The sequence below is a fragment of the Paenarthrobacter sp. NPDC090522 genome, assembly GCF_044769225.1.
Classification (GTDB): Bacteria; Actinomycetota; Actinomycetes; order Actinomycetales; family Micrococcaceae; genus Arthrobacter.
The window spans coordinates 21,573-42,625 of the sequence record NZ_JBIVXL010000002.1; the positions used below are offsets into that span (position 1 = coordinate 21,573).

The following is a 21,053-nucleotide window of genomic DNA, read 5'->3' on the forward strand; positions in this document are numbered from 1 at the left end:
TCCCCGGCACCGACATCCAACCGGCCGGCAGTTGGGCTGGACCTGGCTACTTGCCCAGGAACTTGTCGAAGCCCTTGGGCAGGTTCAGCGAGGACGGATCGAAGTCCGCAGCACCCTGGCCGAAAGCGGCGCCCTTCGGTGCAGAAGCCGCTGCGGCCCGCTTTGCCTCGGCATCGCGCAATTCCTGCGCGGCCTTGGCCGGGTTGCCGGAACGTGCCTTCTTCTTGGGCGCGTTCTTGCCGCCCTTGCGGCCGCCGCCGGGGCCACCCAGACCTGGCATCCCGGGCATACCCGGCATGCCTCCACCCTGGGCAAGCTTCTTCATCATTTTCTGGGCCTGGCCGAACCGCTCCAACAGGCCGTTGACCTCGGACACGTGGACACCGGAACCCCGGGCAATACGGGCCCGCCGCGAACCGTTGATGATCTTGGGCGCAACGCGCTCGTGCGGAGTCATGGAACGGACAATCGCCTCGACGCGGTCGATCTCACGCTCGTCGAAGTTCTCCAACTGCTGGCGGATGTTCTGGGCGCCAGGCATCATCATGAGCATCTTCTTCATGGAGCCCATGTTGCGGATCTGCTGCATCTGGGCCAGGAAGTCGTCCAGCGTGAAGTCTTCCTGGTCGGCGAACTTCTTCGCCATCCGGGCCGCTTCGTCCTTGTCCCAGGCCTTCTCCGCCTGCTCGATCAAGGTCAGGACATCGCCCATGTCCAGGATGCGCGAGGCCATGCGGTCCGGGTGGAAGAGCTCGAAGTCGTCGAGGCCTTCACCCGTGGAGGCAAACATGACCGGCTTGCCCGTCACGGACGCAACGGAGAGCGCGGCACCGCCGCGGGCGTCGCCGTCGAGCTTGGACAGCACGATGCCGGTGAAGTTGACGCCCTCGTCGAAGGCCATGGCCGTGTTGACGGCATCCTGGCCGATCATGGCGTCGATGACGAAGAGGACCTCGTTGGGGATGATCGCCTGGCGGATCCGCTTCGCCTGGTCCATCATCTCGGCGTCGACGCCGAGCCGTCCGGCGGTGTCCACGATCACGACGTCGTGCAGCTTCTGGCGGGCTTCCGCCACGCCGGCTTGGGCAACGGCCACGGGATCCCCCGCGGGGTGCTCAAGTTCCGAGGTGGCACCGGGATGCGGCGCGAAGACCGGAACACCTGCGCGCTGGCCCACCACCTGGAGCTGGGTGACGGCGTTGGGGCGCTGCAGGTCGCAGGCCACCAGCAGGGGGCTGTGGCCCTGGGCCTTGAGCCACTTGGACAGCTTGCCCGCAAGGGTGGTCTTGCCGGCACCCTGGAGGCCGGCCAGCATGATGATGGTGGGGCCGTTCTTGGCCAGGCGGATGCGGCGTGTTTCGCCACCGAGGATCTCCACGAGCTCCTCGTTGACGATCTTCACGATCTGCTGGCTCGGGTTCAGCGCTGCCGAAACTTCGGCACCGAGCGCCCGCTCACGGATCCGTGAGGTGAACTCGCGGACCACGGGCACGGCAACATCCGCGTCCAACAGGGCGCGGCGGATCTCACGGACGGTGGCGTCGACATCCGCTTCGGAGAGACGCCCCTTGCCACGGAGGTTCTTGAAGGTTGCTGTCAACCGGTCAGAGAGTGAATTGAACACGCGCCGCGCACTTCTTTCGATGGTCTTCGGATGGCGGCCAATGCGGCACACCGGAGGGGACTCGACTATCTAGGGTATCAAGTCACGCTTCCAAGATGGCATGCTGGCACGGTGACCGACAAAACAACTGTGAAAACGTTGCTCATCCTCGGAGCCTCCGGCGACTTGACCGGCCGCCTGCTCCTGCCGGGCCTCGCCGGGCTCCTCGCCACGGGCCGTGCGGCCGGTCTTCGGCTGGTTGGCGCCGGATCGGACCCCTGGACTCCGGACCAATGGCGGAAGCGGGTGGACGGGGCCTTCGCGGCGGCGGCCTCCAAAGCCGACGCCACGGGCAAAAAATCCCTCACCGCCGTGGCCGGATCCACCAGCTACCACCAGGTGGACGTCACGGCGGATGGTCCGCTGGCAGACCTCCTGGGACAGTTGGAGGGACCGGTTGCCATCTATTTCGCCCTGCCGCCGCACATCAGCCAGAAAGCCTGCGAGGTCCTCCGCCGCGAACAGTTACCCACGGGAACCCGCCTGGTGATGGAGAAGCCGTTCGGTTCCGGTGAAGAATCCGCCCGGGAACTCAACAAGACCCTGGCCACCCTGGTGCCCGAAGACCACGTCCACCGCGTGGACCACTTCCTGGGCAAGGCGACCGTGCTCAACATCCTTGGCCTGCGCTTCGCCAACCGTTTCCTGGAGCCGGTGTGGAACCGCAACCACATCGAGAAAGTGGAGATCGTCTTCGATGAAGACCTTGCCCTCGAGGGCAGGGCACGCTACTACGACGGTGCCGGCGCCCTGCGGGACATGATCCAGAGCCACTTGCTCCAGGTCCTGGCGCTGTTGGCCCTCGATGCCCCCGCCACCCTCCATGAGCGGGACCTTCGCGATGCCATCGCCACCGTGCTGCGTGCCAGTACCGTGAAGGCACCGTATGCGAAGAGCACGCGTCGCGCCCGGTACAGTGCGGGAACCCTGGGCGGACGGGCCGTGCCGGACTACACGGCCGAAGAAGGCGTGGACGCCGCACGGAATACGGAAACGCTGGCCGAGGTGGAGGTCAGCGTGGACAACTGGCGGTGGCAAGGCGTCCCGTTCATCCTCCGTTCCGGCAAAGCCATCGGCCGCAAGCGCAAGGAAGCCGTGATCACCTTCCGGCCCGTTCCGCACCTTCCCACGGGCTTCTCCGGCGTCGATTCCCCCAACCAGCTCCGGATCGGCTTTGGACCCGATGTCCTGGAACTGGATGTGGACGTGAACGGCCCGGGCGACATCTTCAGCCTGGACCGGGCCAGCCTCGTGGCGGAGTTGAACGCCCCGGACCTGCTGCCCTATGGCGAAGTCCTGGAAGGCATCCTCACCGGGGATCCGCTGTTGTCCGTCCGCGGGGACACTGCCGAGGACTGCTGGCGCATCGTCGAACCAGTCCTGCGCTCCTGGTCGCGTGGCACCGTCCCGCTGGAATCGTACGACGCCGGCAGCGCAGGGCCGGCGGGCTGGCCCGCCAACGGCGACGCCTAGGCAGTCGCGGCGTCCCGCCGTCGTCGTCCTCCGCCGGTGGCACCGCACGCAAAAGGGGCCGGATACCTGAAGGTATCCGGCCCCTTTCCATTGGCGGGTCCTAGATGGCGGCGGCGCAGTGCCTAGATGGCGGCGGCGCCGCGCTCACCGGTCCTGACCCGTACTGCTTCGTAGACATCCACGGTCCAGACCTTGCCGTCACCGGCACGGCCGGTGTTGGAACTGGCGATCAGGACATCCAGGATGTCGTCTGCCTGCTCGTCCGTGGCAAGGACCTCGATCCGGATCTTGGGCAGCAGGTCCACGTTGTACTCGGCTCCGCGGTACACCTCGGTGTAGCCGCGCTGCCGGCCGTAGCCGCTTGCTGCACTGACCGTCAGTCCCTGGACACCGTAGGCTTCCAGGCCTTCCCGGACTGCTTCGAGCTTTTCCGGACGGACGATCGCGGTGATGAGTTTCATGCCTGGACACTCTCCTTGCCGGCGGCGGGGGTCTTGGTTTCTGCAGCTGCCTCGGACTTGCCGGTGACCAGGTCATGCAGTGGCTGGAAGCTGCCACCGTGGCCACTGACGCCGAACTCGTAGGCGGTTTCAGCGTGCAGGCTGAGGTCCACGCCCACGTTCTCCTGCTCCGTGGAGACCCGGAAGCCCATGGTCTTGTGGATGGCCAGGGCGATGATGAGGGTCATGACGGCCGAGAAGACAATGGCGATGCCTGCCACTGCGAGCTGCGCCCACAGCTGGGCGAAACCGCCGCCGTAGAAGAGGCCGCCCGGGGTGACACCTTCGCTGGGGACTGCGATGAAGCCGAGGGCCACGGTACCGATGATGCCGGAAACCAAGTGGACGCCAACAACATCGAGGGAGTCATCGAAGCCCCAGCGGAACTTGAGGCCGACTGCCAGGGCCGAAGCCACACCGGCAACCACGCCGAGGCCAAGGGCGCCAACGGGGCTGACGTCTGCACAGGCCGGGGTGATGGCCACGAGGCCGGCCACAACACCGGAGGCTGCGCCGAGGGAGGTGGGGTGGCCGTCGCGGATACGCTCAGTGATGAGCCAGCCGATCATGGCTGCGGCGGGAGCTGCGAGAGTGTTGATCCAGATCAGGCCACCCTGCTCGGCCGTGGCAGCTGCACCGCCGTTGAAGCCGAACCAGCCGAACCACAGGATGGCAGCGCCCAGCATGACGAAGGGGATGTTGTGCGGCCGGTGGTTGGGATCCTTGCCGAAGCCGCGGCGGTTGCCGATGATCAGGACAAGGATGAGGGCCGCAACACCGGCGTTGATGTGGACCACGGTGCCACCGGCGAAGTCGATCGCGTGGCCCAGGGCCTGGCCGATTGCGCCGTCAGGGCCGAAGAGGCCGCCGCCCCAGACCATGTAGGCCAGCGGGCAGTAAACCAAGGTGACCCACACGGGGACAAAGAGGGTCCAGGCGCCGAACTTGGCGCGGTCTGCGATGGCGCCACTGATGAGGGCCACCGTGATGATCGCGAAGGTTGCTGCGTAGCCGATCTTGATCAGCGCGTCCGGCGTGGAACCGGCGCCCTCAAGTCCGAAGGTGGCGAACGGGTTGCCGACGATCTGCAGGAAGCCTTCGCCGGAGCTCATGGATGCCCCCCACAGCACCCATACGACGCCGACGATGCCGATGGAAATGAAGCTCATCATCATCATGTTCAGGGCTGCCTTGGCACGCGTCATGCCACCGTAGAAGAATGCCAATCCAGGTGTCATGAACAGCACGAGCGCCGCCGCCACCATGACCCATACGTGACCTGCGGTAAGTTCCATGGTGCACGTTCCTCTCTTGCTAATACTGCGGTTCCAACCGCTGTCCTGACGCCTTTTGCGTCCTGCAATAGAGTTTTGTGCCGCAGTGTTTCACCTGCGCAGGAATTAGATTGCGGGCCGGTTACAACAACCTCCCCAACGTAAATGGTGCATCACCGCGTTGTTACGGATATGTTTCATGCGTCACACACCCCGAAAACGAAGGACCAGCACCCCATGCCTCAGTCGCCCCGATCCGCAGAGAAGCCAAGGATCAGGCCTGACAGGGAACCGCTCCCCCGCGACATCAAGGTGATGCTCGCCGCAGCGTTCCTCATTGCATTGGGCTTCGGCCTGGTGGCCCCGGTGCTGCCGCAATTCGCCACCACGTTCGACGTCGGCGCGACAGCCGCCGCTGTGATCGTCAGCATCTTCGCGTTCATGCGGCTGGTCTTCGCGCCGGCCGGAGGTGCGCTGATCGGCCGCTTCGGGGAGCGCAATGTCTACGTCACGGGTTTGCTGATTGTTGCCGCGTCAACCGCGGCCTGTGCGTTCGCCCAGAACTACTGGCAACTGCTGGTCTTCCGCGGACTGGGCGGCGCCGGTTCGGTCATGTTCACCGTTGCCGCCATGGGGCTGCTCATCAGGCTGGCGCCTCCCGAACGCAGGGGCCGGGTTTCGGGAGCCTACGCCTCGGCGTTCCTGATCGGCAGCGTGTTGGGCCCCGTGGTGGGCGGACTCCTGGCCGGGTTCGGGCTGCGGGTGCCGTTCCTGGCCTATGCGGGGGCGCTGCTGGTGGCAGCCCTCGTGGTCAGGACCATGCTCAGCGGTGCGGGAACGGATGGTCCGGAGGCCGGTCACGCTCCGGCCATGCCCTTGCGGGAAGCCCTGCGTGACTCGGCCTACCGGGCGGCGGTCTTTTCGAGTTTCGGCAATGGCTGGGTGACCTTCGGCGTGCGCATGGCCACCATCCCGCTCTTCGCCACGGCCGTGCTGCAGTCACGGCCGGAAACTGCGGCCTGGGCCCTGGCTGTTTTTGCCGTGGGCAACGCCTTGGCCCTGACCTTTTCCGGGCGCCTTTCCGACGCTTGGGGCCGCAAGCCACTGCTCATCCCCGGGCTGGCGATCACTGCCGTGGCATCCGGGGTCATCGGCTTGACGGCTGATCTCCCGGCGTTCTTCGCAGCCTCGGCAGTGGCCGGCTTCGGTTCGGGCCTGCTGGGCCCTGCCCAGCAAGCCGCCGTCGCCGACGTCATTGGCCGTGGACGCTCCGGCGGCAAGGTGCTCGCCGTGTTCCAGATGGCCGCGGACACTGGCGCGATCATCGGCCCGGTGGTCGCAGGCCTCCTGGCCGACCAACTCGGCTACGGCTGGGCCTTTGGAATAACAGGAGGAGTGCTCCTGGTCACCGCTGCAGCCTGGCTGCCTGCGCGTGAACCCTCGAAGCACTCCTCCGTGGTTGCTGAAGACTAGTTCAGCAGGGCGTCGACGAAACCCTCGGCTTCGAACGGAGCGAGATCGTCCGGGCCTTCGCCGAGGCCGATGAGCTTGACCGGCACGCCCAGCGTTTTCTGGATCGCGACCACGATTCCGCCCTTGGCCGTGCCATCCAGTTTGGTGAGCACGATGCCGGAGATGTTCACCACTTCGGCAAAGACACGTGCCTGGTTCAGGCCGTTCTGTCCGGTGGTTGCATCGAGGACCAACAGGACCTCATCCACTTCGGCGAGCTTCTCGATGACGCGCTTGACCTTGCCGAGCTCGTCCATGAGGCCGGTCTTGTTCTGCAGGCGGCCGGCGGTGTCCACCATGACCACGTCCACTTCCTGGTCGATGCCTGCCTTGACGGCCTCGTACGCAACCGAGGCCGGGTCAGCGCCGTCGATGTCCGACTTCACCGTGGGGACACCCACACGTTGTCCCCACGTTGCCAACTGCTCGGCCGCTGCGGCCCGGAAGGTATCGGCAGCGCCCAGCAGGACGTCCTTGTCTTCGGCCACCAGGACACGGGCCAGCTTGCCTACCGTGGTGGTCTTTCCGACGCCGTTCACGCCAACAACAAGCACGACGGCGGGCCGGTCGCCTTGGCGGGCAACGTTCAGCGAGCGGTCCATGCCGGGATCCACGAGCTTGATGAGTTCCTCCCGCAGCATCGCCTTGACGTGCTCGGGGTCGCGGGTGCCCAGCACCTTCACGCGTTCACGGAGCGCCTCCACCAGTTCCATGGTGGGTTCGGTACCGAGGTCGGCCAGGAGCAGGGTCTCCTCCACCTCGTCCCACACGTTCTCGTCGATCTTGTCTCCGGAGAGCAGGGCCAGGAGGCCCTTGCCCAGGACGTTGTTGGACTTCACCAGGCGGGCGCGGAGGCGGGCCAGGCGGCCTTCGACGGGAGCCGGGGTCTCCACGGCAATGGTTTCCAGCCCGGCGGCGTCATCCGGGGCCACGGCCTCATCGATGGAGCCGTCAAATTCGGGGGCCGGCGCCTTGACGGCGTCGGGACGGTCCTCCACCAGGGTTCCGCCGCCTGCTGCCGGCGACTGGAGGGGGTCGTTGGCGTCCCGCGTTCCGGGATATTTCGCCCCGGACTTCCGGGCCTTCAGCAGCACCGGCACCAGTCCGCCGACCACCACGAGGGCAGCGACAATGGACAGAATAATGGGTAGGAAATCGTTCACTCCCCTACCTTCTCATAAAGCTATGCCCCGGCACCGAGCCGCTGGCTGATGACGGTTGACACCCCATCCCCCCGCATGGTGACGCCGTAGAGGGCATCGGCAACTTCCATGGTGCGTTTCTGGTGCGTGATGACGATCAGTTGGCTGGACTCCCTGAGCTCCTCGAAAATGGTGATCAACCGGCCCAGGTTGGTGTCGTCCAGGGCAGCCTCCACTTCGTCCATGACGTAAAAAGGCGAAGGCCGGGCCTTGAAGATCGCCACCAGCAGCGCAACAGCCGTCAAGGAGCGTTCGCCTCCGGAGAGGAGGGACAGTCGCTTGATCTTCTTGCCGGCAGGCCGGGCTTCCACCTCGATGCCCGTCGTCAGCATGTCGTCCGGATCCGTCAGCACCAGCCTGCCCTCTCCGCCCGGGAAGAGGCGGGCGAAGACGTGGTCGAACTGCGCCGACGTGTCAGCGAACGCTTCGGTGAACACCTGCTGGACGCGTGCGTCGACTTCCTTGATGATGTCCAGGAGGTCCTTCCGGCTGGACTTGAGGTCCTCCAGCTGGGTGTTCAGGAACTGGTGACGCTCCTCAAGGGCCGCGAATTCCTCAAGCGCCAAGGGGTTGACCTTGCCCAAGGCGGCGAGTTCCCGCTCGGCCTTCTTAAGGCGCTTCTCCTGCTCAGTGCGGACAAACGGGATCCCTTCGACGATGGGTTCGCCGTCCTCGTCCACCGGTGCCCTGAGAGCAGCCCATTTGTCCGTACTGGCCGCTGCCGGAACGGGAACTGGCTGGTCGGGTCCGTAGTCGGTCACAAGTTGCTCTGCGGACATGCCGAGTTCTTCGATGGACCGGGCCTCCAAGGCTTCGATCCGCAGGCGCTGCTGTGCCCGGGCAAGCTCGTCCTTGTGGACGGAATCGGTCAGCTCGGCCAGTTCCTTGGCGAGGGCCTCGTTTCCCGACCTGACCTGGACGAGTTCGGACTCCAACTGCTCCCGGACCTGCTCCGCAAGGTCACGTTCCCTGCCCGCGAGCTCTACGGACACATCGAGGAACCGCTGGGCGTGCTCAACGGCCAACACCACCGCTGCGGCCCTTTGTGCCTGCGCGCGCCGACGCTGCGCCCGACGGGCCGCTTCTTCACGGGCACGGCGTTCCGTCGCCGCCGCGCGCTCCAGCGAAGCCGCGCGGTTGCTGACTGCACCCAGTTGTTCCTCGGCCGTGCGCAGGGCAAGCCGCGCCTCCATTTCAAGGGCGCGCGCATTCCTGGCCTGCAAGGCGAGTTCGTCGCGCTGGTCCGTGGACGGCTCATCGTCCGGTGCTTCCTGTGCCGCTGCGAGCCGCTCGGCCGCCACCTCCAGATCGAGCTGGGCCTCGGCAATGTTCGCTTCGGCCTTTGCCAGGGAAGCAGCCAGCCTGTCACTCTCGCCGACAGCACTGCGCAGCACCGAGTTAAGGTGCCCCAGCCGTTCCGCCACTGCGGCGAGCCGGGCGTCCGATTCGTGCAACCGTTCCATTGCGGCATCCGCGCGGTCCTGGATTTCGGCACGCCTCGACTCGGCGCCGGCCAGGGCGAACCGGCCCCGTTCCAAAGCCGAGACGACCTCGCGGAGCCGGGTGTCGGCGTCGTCCACTGCCGCCTGGATCTCAAGCAGTGAAGGCGCCGCGGCCGACCCGCCCTGGACGGTGGCGGCGGTAAAGACGTCGCCGCTCCTGGTGACGGCCTTGAGCCGGGGATGTTCCGCGACAACCGCGGCCGCCGCTGTGAGATCCTCGACCACGACCGCCCCCGCCAGGAGTGACACCGCACCCTGCGCAGCAGGGTCCGGGACCTTAACGACGTCCACGGCCCAGCGGGTGCCGGAAGGAAGGTGAATCCTGGCGTCGGCATCAGCTCCGTCCTGGGACACGGAGTCCGCCAGGAGAAGGACGGCCTTCCCGGCGTCGTCTTCCTTGAGGAGTTCAAGAGCGGCGAGGGCACTCGTGGCATCGCCGGCCACCACGGCGTCCGCCGCATGCCCCAGGGCGGCCGAGACCGCGGCCTCGTAGCCGCTTTCGATGGCGAGCATGCCAGCAAGGGGACCAACAATTCCGGGCACATCCCCGGCAAGGAGCCGTTCCGAGCCGTCCTTGCGGTTAAGTCCCAGTTGCAGGGCATCGCGTCGGGCCGTCAAGGCGTCCCGTTCACGGAGTCCCTGGCGCTCTGCCGTTTTGAGGTCCTCTATCTCGGCAAGGACCGATTCAAGGGCATCGCTGGCGTCCTCATATTCGGCGTCGAGGCTTTCTTCGCCGTCTTCCACGCCCGCAACCTGGGATTCGAGGGCCGTGAACTCGCTCTGGGCCAGGCGGCGCCGCTCGTCGCCGGCCCCCAGCGACTCCCTGATCCTGCCCCGTTCAGCCTCGGCAGCCTCGGCCCGCGAACGCGCTGCCGCCACCTGGCCGGCAAGCCTCGCGAGGCCCTCACGTCGGTCCGCCGCAGCCCTGAGCATGGCGGTGAGCCGTTTGTCCTCGGCGGCCGCGAGCGACTCGGCGGCATCCTTGGCAACCGTGGCCTCCATCAACGCAGCCTGCTTGGCCAGGAGGTCATGCTCCAACGCGGCTTGCTCTTCCCGGACCCTGGCCGCCTGGCGGTCGAGTTGCTCGGGATCGCGTCCCGTATCAGGGGTGGCCTCGGAGGAACCGAGGAGCCGGCGGCGTTCCGCGGCGAGGGAACCCAGAGAGCGCAGGCGTTCACGGGATGCCGATAACTGGTACCAGTGGTCGCGTGCGGCATTGAGGCGTGGGGTCGCCTGGGCAGCTTGTTGTTCCAGCGCGGCTTGGCTTCGGCGGCCGTGCTCCAGTTCCGTTTCGACAATGAGGCGGCGTTCCTTGAGCGCTGCCTCGTCGGCGACGTCCTGCTCAAGGCTTGAGGTCAACTGCACGAGGTCATCGGCAAGCAGGCGGGCGCGGGCATCGCGGACATCGAACTGGACGGTTTGTGCGCGCCGGGCAATCTCTGCCTGCTTGCCCAAGGGCGTCAATTGACGCCGGATTTCGGCAGTCAGGTCGCCCAGCCGGGCCAGGTTGGCCTGCATGGCTTCGAGCTTCCGGACGGTCTTTTCCTTGCGCCGCCGGTGCTTCAGGATCCCGGCCGCTTCCTCGATGAATCCCCGGCGGTCTTCGGGGGTGGCATGCAGGACGCGGTCCAGTTGGCCCTGCCCGACGATGACGTGCATTTCACGGCCCAGGCCGGAATCGGAGAGAAGTTCCTGGATGTCCAGGAGCCGGCAGGGGGCGCCGTTGATCGCATACTCTGACCCGCCTGCGCGGAACAGCGTTCGGGAGATGGTGACTTCGCTGTATTCGATGGGCAACGCGTTGTCTGCATTGTCGATGGTCAGCGATACGTGGGCACGTCCCAGCGGCGGCCTGCCGGAGGTGCCGGCGAAAATGACGTCCTCCATCTTTCCGCCGCGGAGTGTCTTGGCTCCCTGCTCCCCCATGACCCAGGCCAGCGCGTCCACCACATTGGACTTGCCGGATCCGTTGGGTCCCACCACCGCAGTGACGCCTGGCTCAAAGTCGAACGTCGTAGCCGACGCAAACGACTTGAATCCGCGGACAGTCAGACTTTTCAGATGCAAGGTGTTTCGGTTCTCCTGGAATTGCCCCGGTGACGGTATCCCCCAAATCTACTGCGGTTTACTCGAAATCCGCGGATTCGAGGCCGGAAAGCCTTGCGGCCGGACCGCCGCAACCCTACACTCCTGCCAAGGGTTACTTGGCGTTCGCGTTCCGGTAATCCGGTTTGGTCTGAGGGTCCAATCGGTCCAACCGGGTTCCGGTCTGTGGTTCGGAACACGGGCACAGGTACCACCCAAAGGTATTTTCAACTGAAGATCATGGTTTGACCCTGGCTGGGGAGCGGCAAGCGGGGAACGCGCTGTATGCGCGGTCCCGTCGTTGCAATAGGCGTACCCCAGGAGTTCAGATGCCCGGTCCTTCAGCTTCCCGGCCACTGCGGTTCTTCAAGGGCTTCTTCGTGCCCTTGTTGATCGCCATGTTCGCGTCACTACTGCCGTTCACCGTCCCTGCGGCGGTGGCGGCAGATCCTTGCAACCCCGTGGTGAATGCCATACCGTGCGAGAATTCGAAACCCGGCAGTCCGCCGTCGGAATGGGACATCACGGGGGCGGGCGACGACACCCTGCAGGGCTTCGCCACGGCCATCAGCGTCAACGCTGGCCAGCCCATCCAGTTCAAGGTGGACACCTCCGCGTCCAACTACACCATCGCCATCTACCGCACGGGCTGGTACGGCGGCAACGGTGCCCGCAAGGTTGCGGACGTCACGCCGTCGGCTTTCAGGCAAAACCAGCCGGCCTGCCGAAGCGACATCACCACCGAACTTTACGACTGCGGAACGTGGGCCGTTTCGGCCACTTGGCAGGTGCCCGCCACGGCGGTTTCCGGCGTCTACATCGCTTTGCTGACCCGACCGGATACCGGCGGGCAAAGCCACATCATTTTCATAGTGCGCAACGACGGCAACCGCTCGGCCGTGGTGTTCCAAACATCGGACACCACCTGGCAGGCCTACAACACCTACGGCGGCGCCGACTTCTACCAGGGTGCTGTCAACGGACGCGCCTACAAGATCAGCTACAACCGGCCGATCGCTACCCGGGAGGGTCCCGACGGCCGCGACTTCTACTTCGCCAACGAATACCCCATGGTGCGCTTCCTGGAGCAAAACGGCTACGACGTCAGCTACATCAGTGGACTCGATACCGACACCCGGGGCGCCGAACTGCTGAACCACAAGGTCTTCCTTTCGGTGGGCCACGATGAGTATGTCTCCGGCAACCAACGGACCAACATCACCGCTGCCCGCGATGCCGGAGTCAACCTCCAATTCCTTTCCGGCAACGAAATGTACTGGCGTACCCGGTTCGAGCCTTCCAGCGTTGACGGCACCGCCGGGCGTACCTTGACGTGCTACAAGGAAACCTGGTCCAACGACAAGATCGATCCCAGCACCCAATGGACAGGAACATGGCGCGACCCCCGCTTCGCGTCCCAGGCCAATGGCGGCGGCCTGCCCGAGAACGGCTTGACGGGCACCCTGTACATGTCCAATTTCTCCGACCTCCCCGTGACTGTCTCGGCCGAGGAAGGCAAAACGCGGCTGTGGCGGAATACTTCGCTGACTTCCATGGCCGCCGGGACCAAGACGGCCCTGGCCGCGCACACCGTGGGTTATGAGTCTGACGAGGACCTGGACAACGGCTTCCGGCCGGCGGGACTCGTCAGGCTGTCCACCACCACCGGCCCAGTGACCGAATACCTGCAGGACTTCGGCAACACCGTCAAGGCCGGCACCACAACCCACAACGTGACCCTGTACAAGGCCGCGAGCGGTGCACTGGTATTCTCGGCAGGCAGTGTCCAGTGGACATGGGGCCTGGACCAGGAACACGATGGCAACGGCGCGCCCGCCGATGCACGGATGCGCCAGGCCCAGGTCAACCTGTTCGCTGACATGGGAGCCCAACCGGCAACCCTGGCATCCGGGCTGGTCGCCGCGACGGCGAGCGCCGACAAGACCGGCCCCACGGCAACCATCAACGCTCCGGCGAACGGGGCCACCATCGCCCAGGGCGCCAGCGTCACTGTCACGGGCACGGCCACGGACGCCGGCGGCGGAGTAGTGGCCGGCGTCGAAGTCTCCACCGACGGCGGCGCCTCCTGGCACCCTGCCACCGGGAAGGCTTCGTGGAGCTACACCTACATCCAAAAGGGCCTCGCAACGGCCACGGTACAGGTGCGGGCAGTTGACGACAGCGCGAACATTGGCGCAATCGCCACGCGCAACCTGACGTTGAGCGGCCCGTACACGGTCTTTGGCCAAACTGTTCCGGCCACCGTGGATTCCGGTGACGGCGGCGCGTACGAAATGGGCATGAGGTTCACGCCGTCCGTGGACGGCTTCGTGACCGGTGTCCGGTTCTACAAGAGCACAGCCAACACGGGCACGCACATCGGTTCGCTGTGGAATGCCGCCGGTGACCGGGTGGCCACTGCGACGTTTGCCAACGAGACTGCCTCGGGTTGGCAGACCGTGCTGTTCAGCCAGCCCGTGCCTGTAGCCGCCGGCCAGAAGTACACGGCTTCGTATTGGGCTCCGAGGGGCCACTATGCCACCAAGGACTTCCAATGGGCCTACTCCGGGTTCAACGATGCCCCGATGAAGGTTGCCGGGGGCTTCGGCGCCGAGCCCGCAGGCGTGTACAGCACCTCCCAGGGGTATCCAACGGCAAGCTTCAATGGCGGCAACTATTTTGTTGACGCGGTGTTCAGCACAACGGACACCTCGCCGTTGACCGTTTCGAGCCAAACACCCATCCCGTCGTCGTCGAGCGTGTCCGTCTCCACTACGGTGAGCGGCGTCTTCTCGAAGCCCGTCACGGCCGGCACGGTCCAGTTGACCGTACGCACTGCCGCAGGCACGGCCGTTGCGGGCACCACGGCCTACGACGCCGTGGCCCGGAAGGCGACGTTCACGCCGTCGGCCGCTTTGGCCTTCAGCACGCAGTACAACGTGACACTCGCAGCGACGGCCACCACAGGCGGCACCGTTACGTCCGGAGGGACGTGGTCGTTCACCACGGCGGCAACCGTTCCGCCACCGGGTTCGTGCCCGTGCAGCCTCTACAACGACAGCGTCACTCCCGGCATTGCGCAGATCCAGGACGGTGTGCCGTTGACGCTCGGAGTACGGTTCACCAGTGTCTCGGCCGGCCAGGTGACGGGCATCCGGTTCTACAAGTCGGCCGGTAACACCGGAACGCACACCGGCGCCCTGTACTCGGCCACGGGAACGCAGCTTGCCACGGTCACGTTCGCCAATGAAAGCAGCGCAGGATGGCAGACGGCCATGTTCAGCCAGCCTGTCCAGATGGCGGCCAACACGGAGTACATCGCCGCCTACAAGTCGCTGACGGGAACCTACTCGGCAACAAGCAACGGCTTCGGCTCAGGCATGAGCGTCGGTCCGCTGCGGACGGTCTCCGATGCCGGCGCCTACTCGTACAGCCAGGATTTCCCGAGTTCCCGGTCCACGGCGAGTTACCTGGTTGACGTGGTGGTCATGGTTTCCGCCCCGGCCTTCACAGTGGGCAGCCAAACGCCCCTTGCAGGCGCGTCGAGCGTTCCGTTGAACACACCGGTAAGCGGTGTCCTCTCGGAGGCAGCCTCCAATGTGGCCTTGGGCCTGAAGACAGCCAGTGGCACCGCCGTTGCCGGCACCTCGGCCTATGACACGGCAACCCGCAAGGTCACCTTCACGCCCACCAACCCGCTGGCGGCAGGAACAAGCTACACGGCCACGGTCACGGCGACAGCGACGTCCGGCACGCCGATTTCAGGCAACACCTGGACGTTCACCACGGTGCCCGTTCCACGGATGCCCGGTGTGTGCCCCTGCACGCTGTACCAGGACACCGAAACGCCCACCACCGCCGAAGTGAACGACGGCGTGCCTCTCGCCTTGGGCGTCAGGTTCAGCAGCGACATTGCGGGCCAGATCACGGGCATCCGCTTCTACAAGTCCAGCGGCAACACCGGTACGCATACCGGTTCGCTGTACACGCTGGCCGGGCAGCAGCTGGCCACCGTGACCTTCACCAACGAATCCAGTACCGGATGGCAAACGGCGACGTTCAGCCAACCCGTGAACATCACTGCGGACACCGAGTACATCGCCGCCTACAAGACGACCACGGGCAAGTATTCGTACTCGGCCGGCGCCTTTGGCGACGGTTTCGCCAGCGGCCCACTGAGCGTCGTCACGGATTCCGGGGAGTACTCGTACAGCGGCGACTTCCCGAACACCAATTCCACCGCCAGCTACCTCGTGGACGTGGTGTTCAACCAGCCGGCGCAGTCCTTGGCCGTCACCGCACAGGTGCCGTCCCCGGGGGCAACCGCCATCCCGACGGACGTGAAGCCTTCCATCACGTTCTCCACAGCGGTCAACCCGGGAGTCACGTTCACCTTGACGGCGAATGGTTCTTCGGTGGCCGGCTCTGCGGCGTTGTCCGCTGATTCACGGACGGTGACGTTCACCCCAACGGCAGCCCTGCCGGCGAGCACCGTCATCACGGCCAACGTCTCCAACATCGCCAGCCCACAGGGACAGACCCTGCCACCGAGCACCTGGCAGTTCACGACGGCGAGCGCGGCGGTCCAGCAAAGCACCATCTTCGGGACACTGGCCCCGCAGGTGGCAGCGTCCACCGACACCAAGTCGGTGGAGCTGGGCACCGCCTTCACCGTCTCCACGGCCGGCAACGTGACAGGTATCCGTTTCTACAAGGGCACTGGCAACACCGGGACTCACGTGGGATCGCTGTGGAACTCGGCGGGAACGCGCCTGGCGCAGGTGACGTTCACGAATGAGTCAGCGACGGGCTGGCAGACCGCTACCTTGTCCACTCCGGTCGCGTTGTCCACGGGCCAAACCTATGTGGTGTCCTACAGGGCACCCACCGGCCGCTACTCGTACACGCAGGGCTTCTTTAACACCACCTGGACCAGCGGTCCGTTCACCGCTTCGGGGCCCAACAACGGCCTGTACCGTTACGGAACCGGCGGCGTGATGCCGAACAGCTCGTGGAATGCCACGAACTACTTTGTGGACGTGGTGTACTCCACCGGCGGCCAGACGCAGTTGCAGGCTCCGGCCCAGACGCAGACGGCCACACCGACCCCGACGCCGACCCCCACGGCGACTGCCACGGCTACGGCAACGCCTTCACCCAGCCCGTCCCCCTCACCAACCCAGTCCGGTGGCCTGCTCTGCGGCCTGTTGCGGATTTGCTGACACCCCGCCAGCAGGGCTCATAAGCTGCCGGTGCCCGGTCCTTCCTGAACTCCAGGACCGGGCACCGGCATTATGCCGTGCACGGGAGTTTGCCGGGCACCGCCGGGACGTGCAACCACCCCGGGGGCGCAGGCTGCCATCCGGCTATCCGACGGCGGCCTTTACCTGACCACGCTGGGTGACCACGCATGGGCGATGAACAGTCCCGGCTGCGCAGCGGGGTCGGTACCCAGCTGCCAGATGTTGCTGTCCCCCTCGGTGGTCTCGTCAGCCAATCCATAGAGGACAGTGTTGTTGTCCAGCCACTCAATCTGGTCATCCAGGCTGCGCTTCTCCGACAGGACAGTTTCCTTGCCCGAAGCAAGATCCAGGATGGCCACCCGCCAATGGGCGGTGAGCGGCCCGCCGTCGTTCTTCTTGTAAGCGATGCGCGTACCGTCCGGCGAGATGGACGGACACTCCACGTTGTCGTGGACGGCGGTGAGTGTCCTCGCGGAGAGGCTGCCCTTGACCAGCCAGATCCGCCCGGACGAGGCTGCCGTGGCGTAGAAGGTGTCACTCTGCCCCGGGACGAACGTCACTCCCCATATGTTCCTGTCGGTAGCCAGCAGCCGCTCGCCGTTGACCATCAGGGCGAAGTCCTCAAGGTTGCCCAGGCTGCCGGAGTTCTGCGTGATTTCGGTTGCCGTGGAGAATCCCGCGGTCGCATAGGAGTGCCCGGTAACAAAGACCGTCGTGGCAATCAGCGAGCCATCCGGACTGATCCGCGTACGGCTGGGGATGCCCGTCAGGGGCCAGGATCGCTGTTGCTGCCAGTCCCGGTTCAGGACGTCTGCTTCAAAGGCCGTCACCAGGCCGCGGTTGGCCTTGAGGCACACCACCTCGGAGGATGTACCGTACACGCGGTCGCACGCCTGTTCACTCACGGCCCGGGTGCCGCCCGGCGCTGACAACGGCACGGTCGCGGCGTTGCCGTAGCCTTGCCCGGCGGCCGTATTCCTGAACAGCACGAAGGGCACGGAAGGCAGCGCCTGGCCGGCAGTGACACCGACTGATGGAGCTGCCGTCCGGCTTTCCTCGAAACGCTGGTAGGCGTTCACTGCGTAGACCCCGGCCCCTGCCAGCACGAGGGCTGTCACCGCCAGGAGAATGCCCCAACGCAGCCTCCCGCCGGTCAGCAGCGCGCTCATGCACGGCCCACGCGGGGACGGGCACCGGGAAGGATGAACAGGACGGCCACCACGGCGCAGGCGAGCAGGATCCCCGCCAGCAGGACAGCCGTCGAGGCACCCACGGCGTACCACAACACACCGAAACCTGCGGACGCCGACATCCTGGTCAGGGCCACCACCGTCTGGGCCGAGGCTATGCCGGTGGCCAGTTTTCCCTGTGGCGTCAATTGGGCAGCCAACGCGGCCAGCACGCCGTCCGTGGCGGCATAGAAGGCGCCGAGGAGGACCAGGCAGAGGATGGTGGCCCAGAGCCCGCCAAGGGGTGCGGCCGCCAACAGGTAGCACGCCAACAGGGCGAGGTGTCCGGCGATGAACACCGGGACTTTGCCGAACCGGTCAGCGAGCCGGCCCAAGGGAACGGCCAGCGCCAGGAAGGCCACGTTGGTCCCTACGAACAGGAGCGGGAACCACTGGACCGCGAACGAGTCCCGGTCCTGGAGGACCAGGTAGATGAACCCGTCACCAATGGTCACCAATCCCAGCAAGCCGGCGGCAATCAGGAGCCGCCCGAGGCCCGGTTCCTTCAAGTGCTTCCAGGAGAAGGCGAAGATCCGGCGTTGCTCCTTGGAGAGTCCCTGTTTCAGCCCGCCCGCTTGCAGGTCCGGCACCACAAGCCCCAGGACGGTCACGCCAATGACGGCAAACGCCAGAGACACCACAAAGACGGTGCTGAAGCCGTTGGGGATGACCAGCAACACGAGGAAGGCGATCAGCGGGCCTGCCGCCGCACCGATATTGTCCAGCATCCGGTGGATGCCGAAGGAGCGTGCCAGGTGTTCGGGTTGCGCGGACACCGTGATGAGCGCATCGCGTGGAGCCGTGCGGATTCCCTTGCCGATGCGGTCGCCCGTCACAATCGCGGCGATGGCCCAGAACCCGCCTGCGAACAGGAACCCGATCCTGGCCAGCATGGACAGGCCGTAGCCGGCCAACGCGATCCGTTTCGGGTGGCCGCTCCGGTCTGCGGCCCACCCCGCGGCAATCCGGACGATCGCGCTGGCGCCTTGGTTGATGCCGTCAATGAAGCCAAAGGCAATGGTGGACAGTCCCAGGAACCCGGTCACATACAGCGGGAGGATGGCCGTGACCGATTCCGAGGAGACGTCCGTGACCATGCTGACGATGCCAAGCCAAATGATGATGGGCGACAAACGAAACGGCACCTCGTGGGGAAGTGCCGTTTTCGTGCCATCCGGCTTTTCCTTTTTGCCGCCGCTGCGATCGGAGAGAGAAATGTACATGGTGCCCCTAGTCCGCCGTTGAGTGCAAGCTGCCCAAAAGTTGGAACCTCGAGTTGCCGGTGCCCGTCGTCGACACAGACACCGTCACAGTATCGGTGCCCCGCACGAACCTCGCTGCGACGGCGCCATCGCCGGCAGGAGCGTCCTCCGACCAAAATCCGTGCGGAACCAAGGAGGCACGGAAGGAGTCCAGGACTGCCTGCTGGGTCTTGCCAACGATCCCGTCCGCAGAAAGCTGCATGACGTCATCCGACGTCGAAATGCTGGTTGAGCCCACAGTGGTGCCTGCGGGGAGGGCCAGGATGTCGCTGGGCCAGCCGTCCACTACCTTGCCGCTCGCCGAGCCCGCAGGAGGCAGGCTTCCCTTGAGGAGTGGAGCCGGCGCCGACGGCGCAGGGAGCCCCGTGGGAGTGGACGTTACGGGCGGAAGGACCTCCAGCGGTTTGGCGCTGGGCTGCTCCCCGGAACCTTCCGCTCCCGCCGGACTGCCCGACGTCGGACTTCCGGACGGCTGCTCACCCGCACCGGAGCCGGCGGTGCTCCCCGGGACCGGGGCGGCGGACGACGATGCCGCCGGGCTGGCGGATGAGGATCCCTGGGCTGTGGTGGCCGAAGGCCGCACCGCCATCTGGTCAAGGACCACAGCGATGACGGCAATCAGCAGGGCGAGGCCCAGTCCGGCAATCACCAACCGCCGCGCGTTCATGGCTTTCCTGTACTTGCCGCGCCGCCCAGCAGCTGGTGCGCCCTCGCTTCGAGGCCGTCGTCGACGAAATCATAGATGAACGATGCCAACCAGATCACCACCGTTGCAGATATCCAGCCAACAGGGCCGTTGATGAGGAATCCATGGGAAAAAATGCCGGTCAAGAGGAGGATGAGCACGGTGGCCACCAGCCCGGCAAGGACGGTGGCACCTTTTGTCACCAGCCATGTCCTGGGGCGGCTGGAAGTTCGCGTGCGCCGGCGGAACAGCCCATGGACCAGGGGCTTGACCAGGATGGTGGCCGCGGTGAACACGATGACGGCCCAGAGGAACCCGGCTCCCAAACGGACCCCGGGTAAAACTGACGCCACCCACAACGTGATGGCGTTGAAAACCAGTGCGATGGCGATTTTTACCGCCAAGCTTTTCATGGGGACAGTAAACCATTGCCACCCGGAATCCGGAACAGTTTTGCCCCTGTGAAACTCCGGTTACCAGCGCCCGTTCCGTGGGCGCGGCTGGCACACCGGACACGTGTAGGAAGAGCGGTTCATGAACTGTTCGCGCTTGATCATGGTGTGCAGGCCAACTGACTCGCAGCGGCGGCACGTTTCGCCTTCCCGGCCGTACGCATTAAGGGAGCGCGCAAAGTAGCCGGAGTCACCGTTGACGTTGACGTACAGCGAATCGAAGCTGGTCCCGCCGGCATCGAGTGCGGCATTCATGACGTCCCTGACGGCGTCCACCAGGCGCTCCGCATCGCCGCGCCGCAACTTGTCCGTTGGCCTGGCGTAGTGCATTTGCGCCAGCCAGAGGGCTTCATCGGCGTAGATGTTGCCAATACCGGAGATCAGGGACTGGTCCAGGAGCGCTCGCTTGAGACCGGTTTTCTTCGATTTCACCTTGCGGTAGAAGGTGTCGAACGAGAAATGCGGATCCAGCGGGTCACGGGCGATGTGTGCGGCTTCCTCCGCGATCTCCGGCAAGGGCGTCTCCCCCAGTCCGCCGGGTCCGCCGTCGGAGGTGGGAACAAGCGAGGTAACGAACAGGCCCCCGAAGATCCGCTGATCCACAAACCGCAGTTGCTCCGGCATTCCGTCCGCTTCGCTGAGCCGAAGCCGGACTTTGAGGTGTTTTTCGTCCGGCACGTGTGGATCCTGCATTAACAGTTGCCCGCTCATGCCCAAGTGCGCCATGAGCGCCACCCTGGGCAGTGTCAGGTCTGCCCTGTCCATGGCCAGCGGCATCCACAGGAATTTGCCGCGGCGCACCACGTCCAACACCGTGGCGTGTTCCAGGTTTCCAATGAAGTCCTCGGCACCCAACGCATGCCGGCGGATGGAGCGGGCGTCGATGACGTCCACACCGGTGATGCGGCGGCCGCGTACCCAACGGGCCAGCCCGCGACGCACCACTTCTACCTCGGGAAGTTCAGGCATGG

The 21,053-nt window shown here is 65.6% G+C and carries 13 protein-coding genes; 3 read left to right on the forward strand and 10 right to left on the reverse strand.

Annotated elements, in window-relative coordinates:
• Positions 1 to 46: 46 nt before the first annotated feature.
• A complete protein-coding gene (gene ffh, locus ACIQT2_RS02220; RefSeq protein WP_400269101.1) occupies positions 47 to 1,624 on the reverse strand; it encodes a signal recognition particle protein in 1,578 nt (525 codons plus the stop codon).
• Between the two features lie 111 nt (positions 1,625 to 1,735).
• Between ffh and ACIQT2_RS02225 the strand changes: the two genes are divergently transcribed.
• On the forward strand, positions 1,736 to 3,136 hold the full coding sequence (locus ACIQT2_RS02225; protein WP_402943182.1) for a glucose-6-phosphate dehydrogenase: 1,401 nt from the start codon (positions 1,736 to 1,738) through the stop codon (positions 3,134 to 3,136).
• Between the two features lie 122 nt (positions 3,137 to 3,258).
• On the opposite strand, the gene ACIQT2_RS02230 is transcribed toward ACIQT2_RS02225, so the two are convergent.
• Together ACIQT2_RS02230 and ACIQT2_RS02235 are read right to left on the reverse strand one after the other, a co-directional pair.
• Positions 3,259 to 3,597: a P-II family nitrogen regulator gene (locus ACIQT2_RS02230; RefSeq protein ID WP_017199639.1), complete on the reverse strand. Its 339-nt coding sequence runs from the start codon at positions 3,595 to 3,597 to the stop codon at positions 3,259 to 3,261.
• Positions 3,594 to 4,931, reverse strand: coding sequence for an ammonium transporter (locus tag ACIQT2_RS02235; RefSeq protein WP_400330487.1), 1,338 nt, complete (start codon positions 4,929 to 4,931; stop codon positions 3,594 to 3,596). Before ACIQT2_RS02235 ends, ACIQT2_RS02230 begins: the two co-directional genes overlap by 4 nt.
• Positions 4,932 to 5,147: 216 nt before the next feature.
• Between ACIQT2_RS02235 and ACIQT2_RS02240 the strand changes: the two genes are divergently transcribed.
• Positions 5,148 to 6,383, forward strand: a complete 1,236-nt coding sequence (locus tag ACIQT2_RS02240) for an MFS transporter (RefSeq protein ID WP_400330485.1) — start codon at positions 5,148 to 5,150, stop codon at positions 6,381 to 6,383.
• Here ACIQT2_RS02240 and ftsY read toward each other — a convergent pair.
• Together ftsY and smc are read right to left on the reverse strand one after the other, a co-directional pair.
• Entirely contained in the window at positions 6,380 to 7,585 is a 1,206-nt protein-coding gene (gene ftsY / locus ACIQT2_RS02245) for a signal recognition particle-docking protein FtsY (protein WP_402943187.1), read from the reverse strand. The two genes, ACIQT2_RS02240 and ftsY, sit on opposite strands and share 4 nt — an antisense overlap.
• 20 nt (positions 7,586 to 7,605) lie before the next feature.
• Positions 7,606 to 11,193 carry a chromosome segregation protein SMC gene (gene smc / locus ACIQT2_RS02250; RefSeq protein ID WP_402943190.1) on the reverse strand — a complete coding sequence of 1,196 codons (3,588 nt, stop codon included), beginning with the start codon at positions 11,191 to 11,193 and terminating at the stop codon, positions 7,606 to 7,608.
• Between the two features lie 347 nt (positions 11,194 to 11,540).
• Between smc and ACIQT2_RS02255 the strand changes: the two genes are divergently transcribed.
• Positions 11,541 to 16,433, forward strand: a complete 4,893-nt coding sequence (locus tag ACIQT2_RS02255) for a DUF4082 domain-containing protein (RefSeq protein WP_402943193.1) — start codon at positions 11,541 to 11,543, stop codon at positions 16,431 to 16,433.
• A gap of 161 nt (positions 16,434 to 16,594) precedes the next feature.
• On the opposite strand, the gene ACIQT2_RS02260 is transcribed toward ACIQT2_RS02255, so the two are convergent.
• From ACIQT2_RS02260 to mutM, 5 genes are read right to left on the reverse strand one after another with little or no spacing between them, the layout of a single operon-like run.
• On the reverse strand, positions 16,595 to 17,623 hold the full coding sequence (locus ACIQT2_RS02260; protein WP_402943196.1) for a TolB family protein: 1,029 nt from the start codon (positions 17,621 to 17,623) through the stop codon (positions 16,595 to 16,597).
• Entirely contained in the window at positions 17,620 to 18,906 is a 1,287-nt protein-coding gene (locus ACIQT2_RS02265; RefSeq protein WP_402943199.1) for an MFS transporter, read from the reverse strand. The genes ACIQT2_RS02260 and ACIQT2_RS02265 overlap by 4 nt, the downstream gene beginning before the upstream one ends.
• Positions 18,907 to 18,913: 7 nt before the next feature.
• Complete coding sequence (locus ACIQT2_RS02270) at positions 18,914 to 19,612, reverse strand: hypothetical protein (RefSeq protein ID WP_402943203.1); 699 nt, start codon at positions 19,610 to 19,612, stop codon at positions 18,914 to 18,916.
• Entirely contained in the window at positions 19,609 to 20,043 is a 435-nt protein-coding gene (locus tag ACIQT2_RS02275) for a hypothetical protein (protein WP_402943206.1), read from the reverse strand. The genes ACIQT2_RS02270 and ACIQT2_RS02275 overlap by 4 nt, the downstream gene beginning before the upstream one ends.
• A 60-nt stretch (positions 20,044 to 20,103) precedes the next feature.
• Positions 20,104 to 21,051: a bifunctional DNA-formamidopyrimidine glycosylase/DNA-(apurinic or apyrimidinic site) lyase gene (gene mutM, locus ACIQT2_RS02280; protein WP_402943209.1), complete on the reverse strand. Its 948-nt coding sequence runs from the start codon at positions 21,049 to 21,051 to the stop codon at positions 20,104 to 20,106.
• Positions 21,052 to 21,053 lie beyond the last annotated feature (2 nt).

Coding starts and splice junctions, on each gene's coding strand:
- ACIQT2_RS02255 (WP_402943193.1), top strand. CDS start 11,541: ATGCCCGGTCCTTCAGCTTCCCGGCCACTGCGGTTCTTCAAGGGCTTC.
- ACIQT2_RS02260 (WP_402943196.1), bottom strand. CDS start 17,623: ATGAGCGCGCTGCTGACCGGCGGGAGGCTGCGTTGGGGCATTCTCCTG.
- mutM (WP_402943209.1), bottom strand. CDS start 21,051: ATGCCTGAACTTCCCGAGGTAGAAGTGGTGCGTCGCGGGCTGGCCCGT.
- ACIQT2_RS02270 (WP_402943203.1), bottom strand. CDS start 19,612: ATGAACGCGCGGCGGTTGGTGATTGCCGGACTGGGCCTCGCCCTGCTG.
- ACIQT2_RS02235 (WP_400330487.1), bottom strand. CDS start 4,931: ATGGAACTTACCGCAGGTCACGTATGGGTCATGGTGGCGGCGGCGCTC.
- ACIQT2_RS02265 (WP_402943199.1), bottom strand. CDS start 18,906: ATGTACATTTCTCTCTCCGATCGCAGCGGCGGCAAAAAGGAAAAGCCG.
- ACIQT2_RS02240 (WP_400330485.1), top strand. CDS start 5,148: ATGCCTCAGTCGCCCCGATCCGCAGAGAAGCCAAGGATCAGGCCTGAC.
- ACIQT2_RS02275 (WP_402943206.1), bottom strand. CDS start 20,043: ATGAAAAGCTTGGCGGTAAAAATCGCCATCGCACTGGTTTTCAACGCC.
- ACIQT2_RS02230 (WP_017199639.1), bottom strand. CDS start 3,597: ATGAAACTCATCACCGCGATCGTCCGTCCGGAAAAGCTCGAAGCAGTC.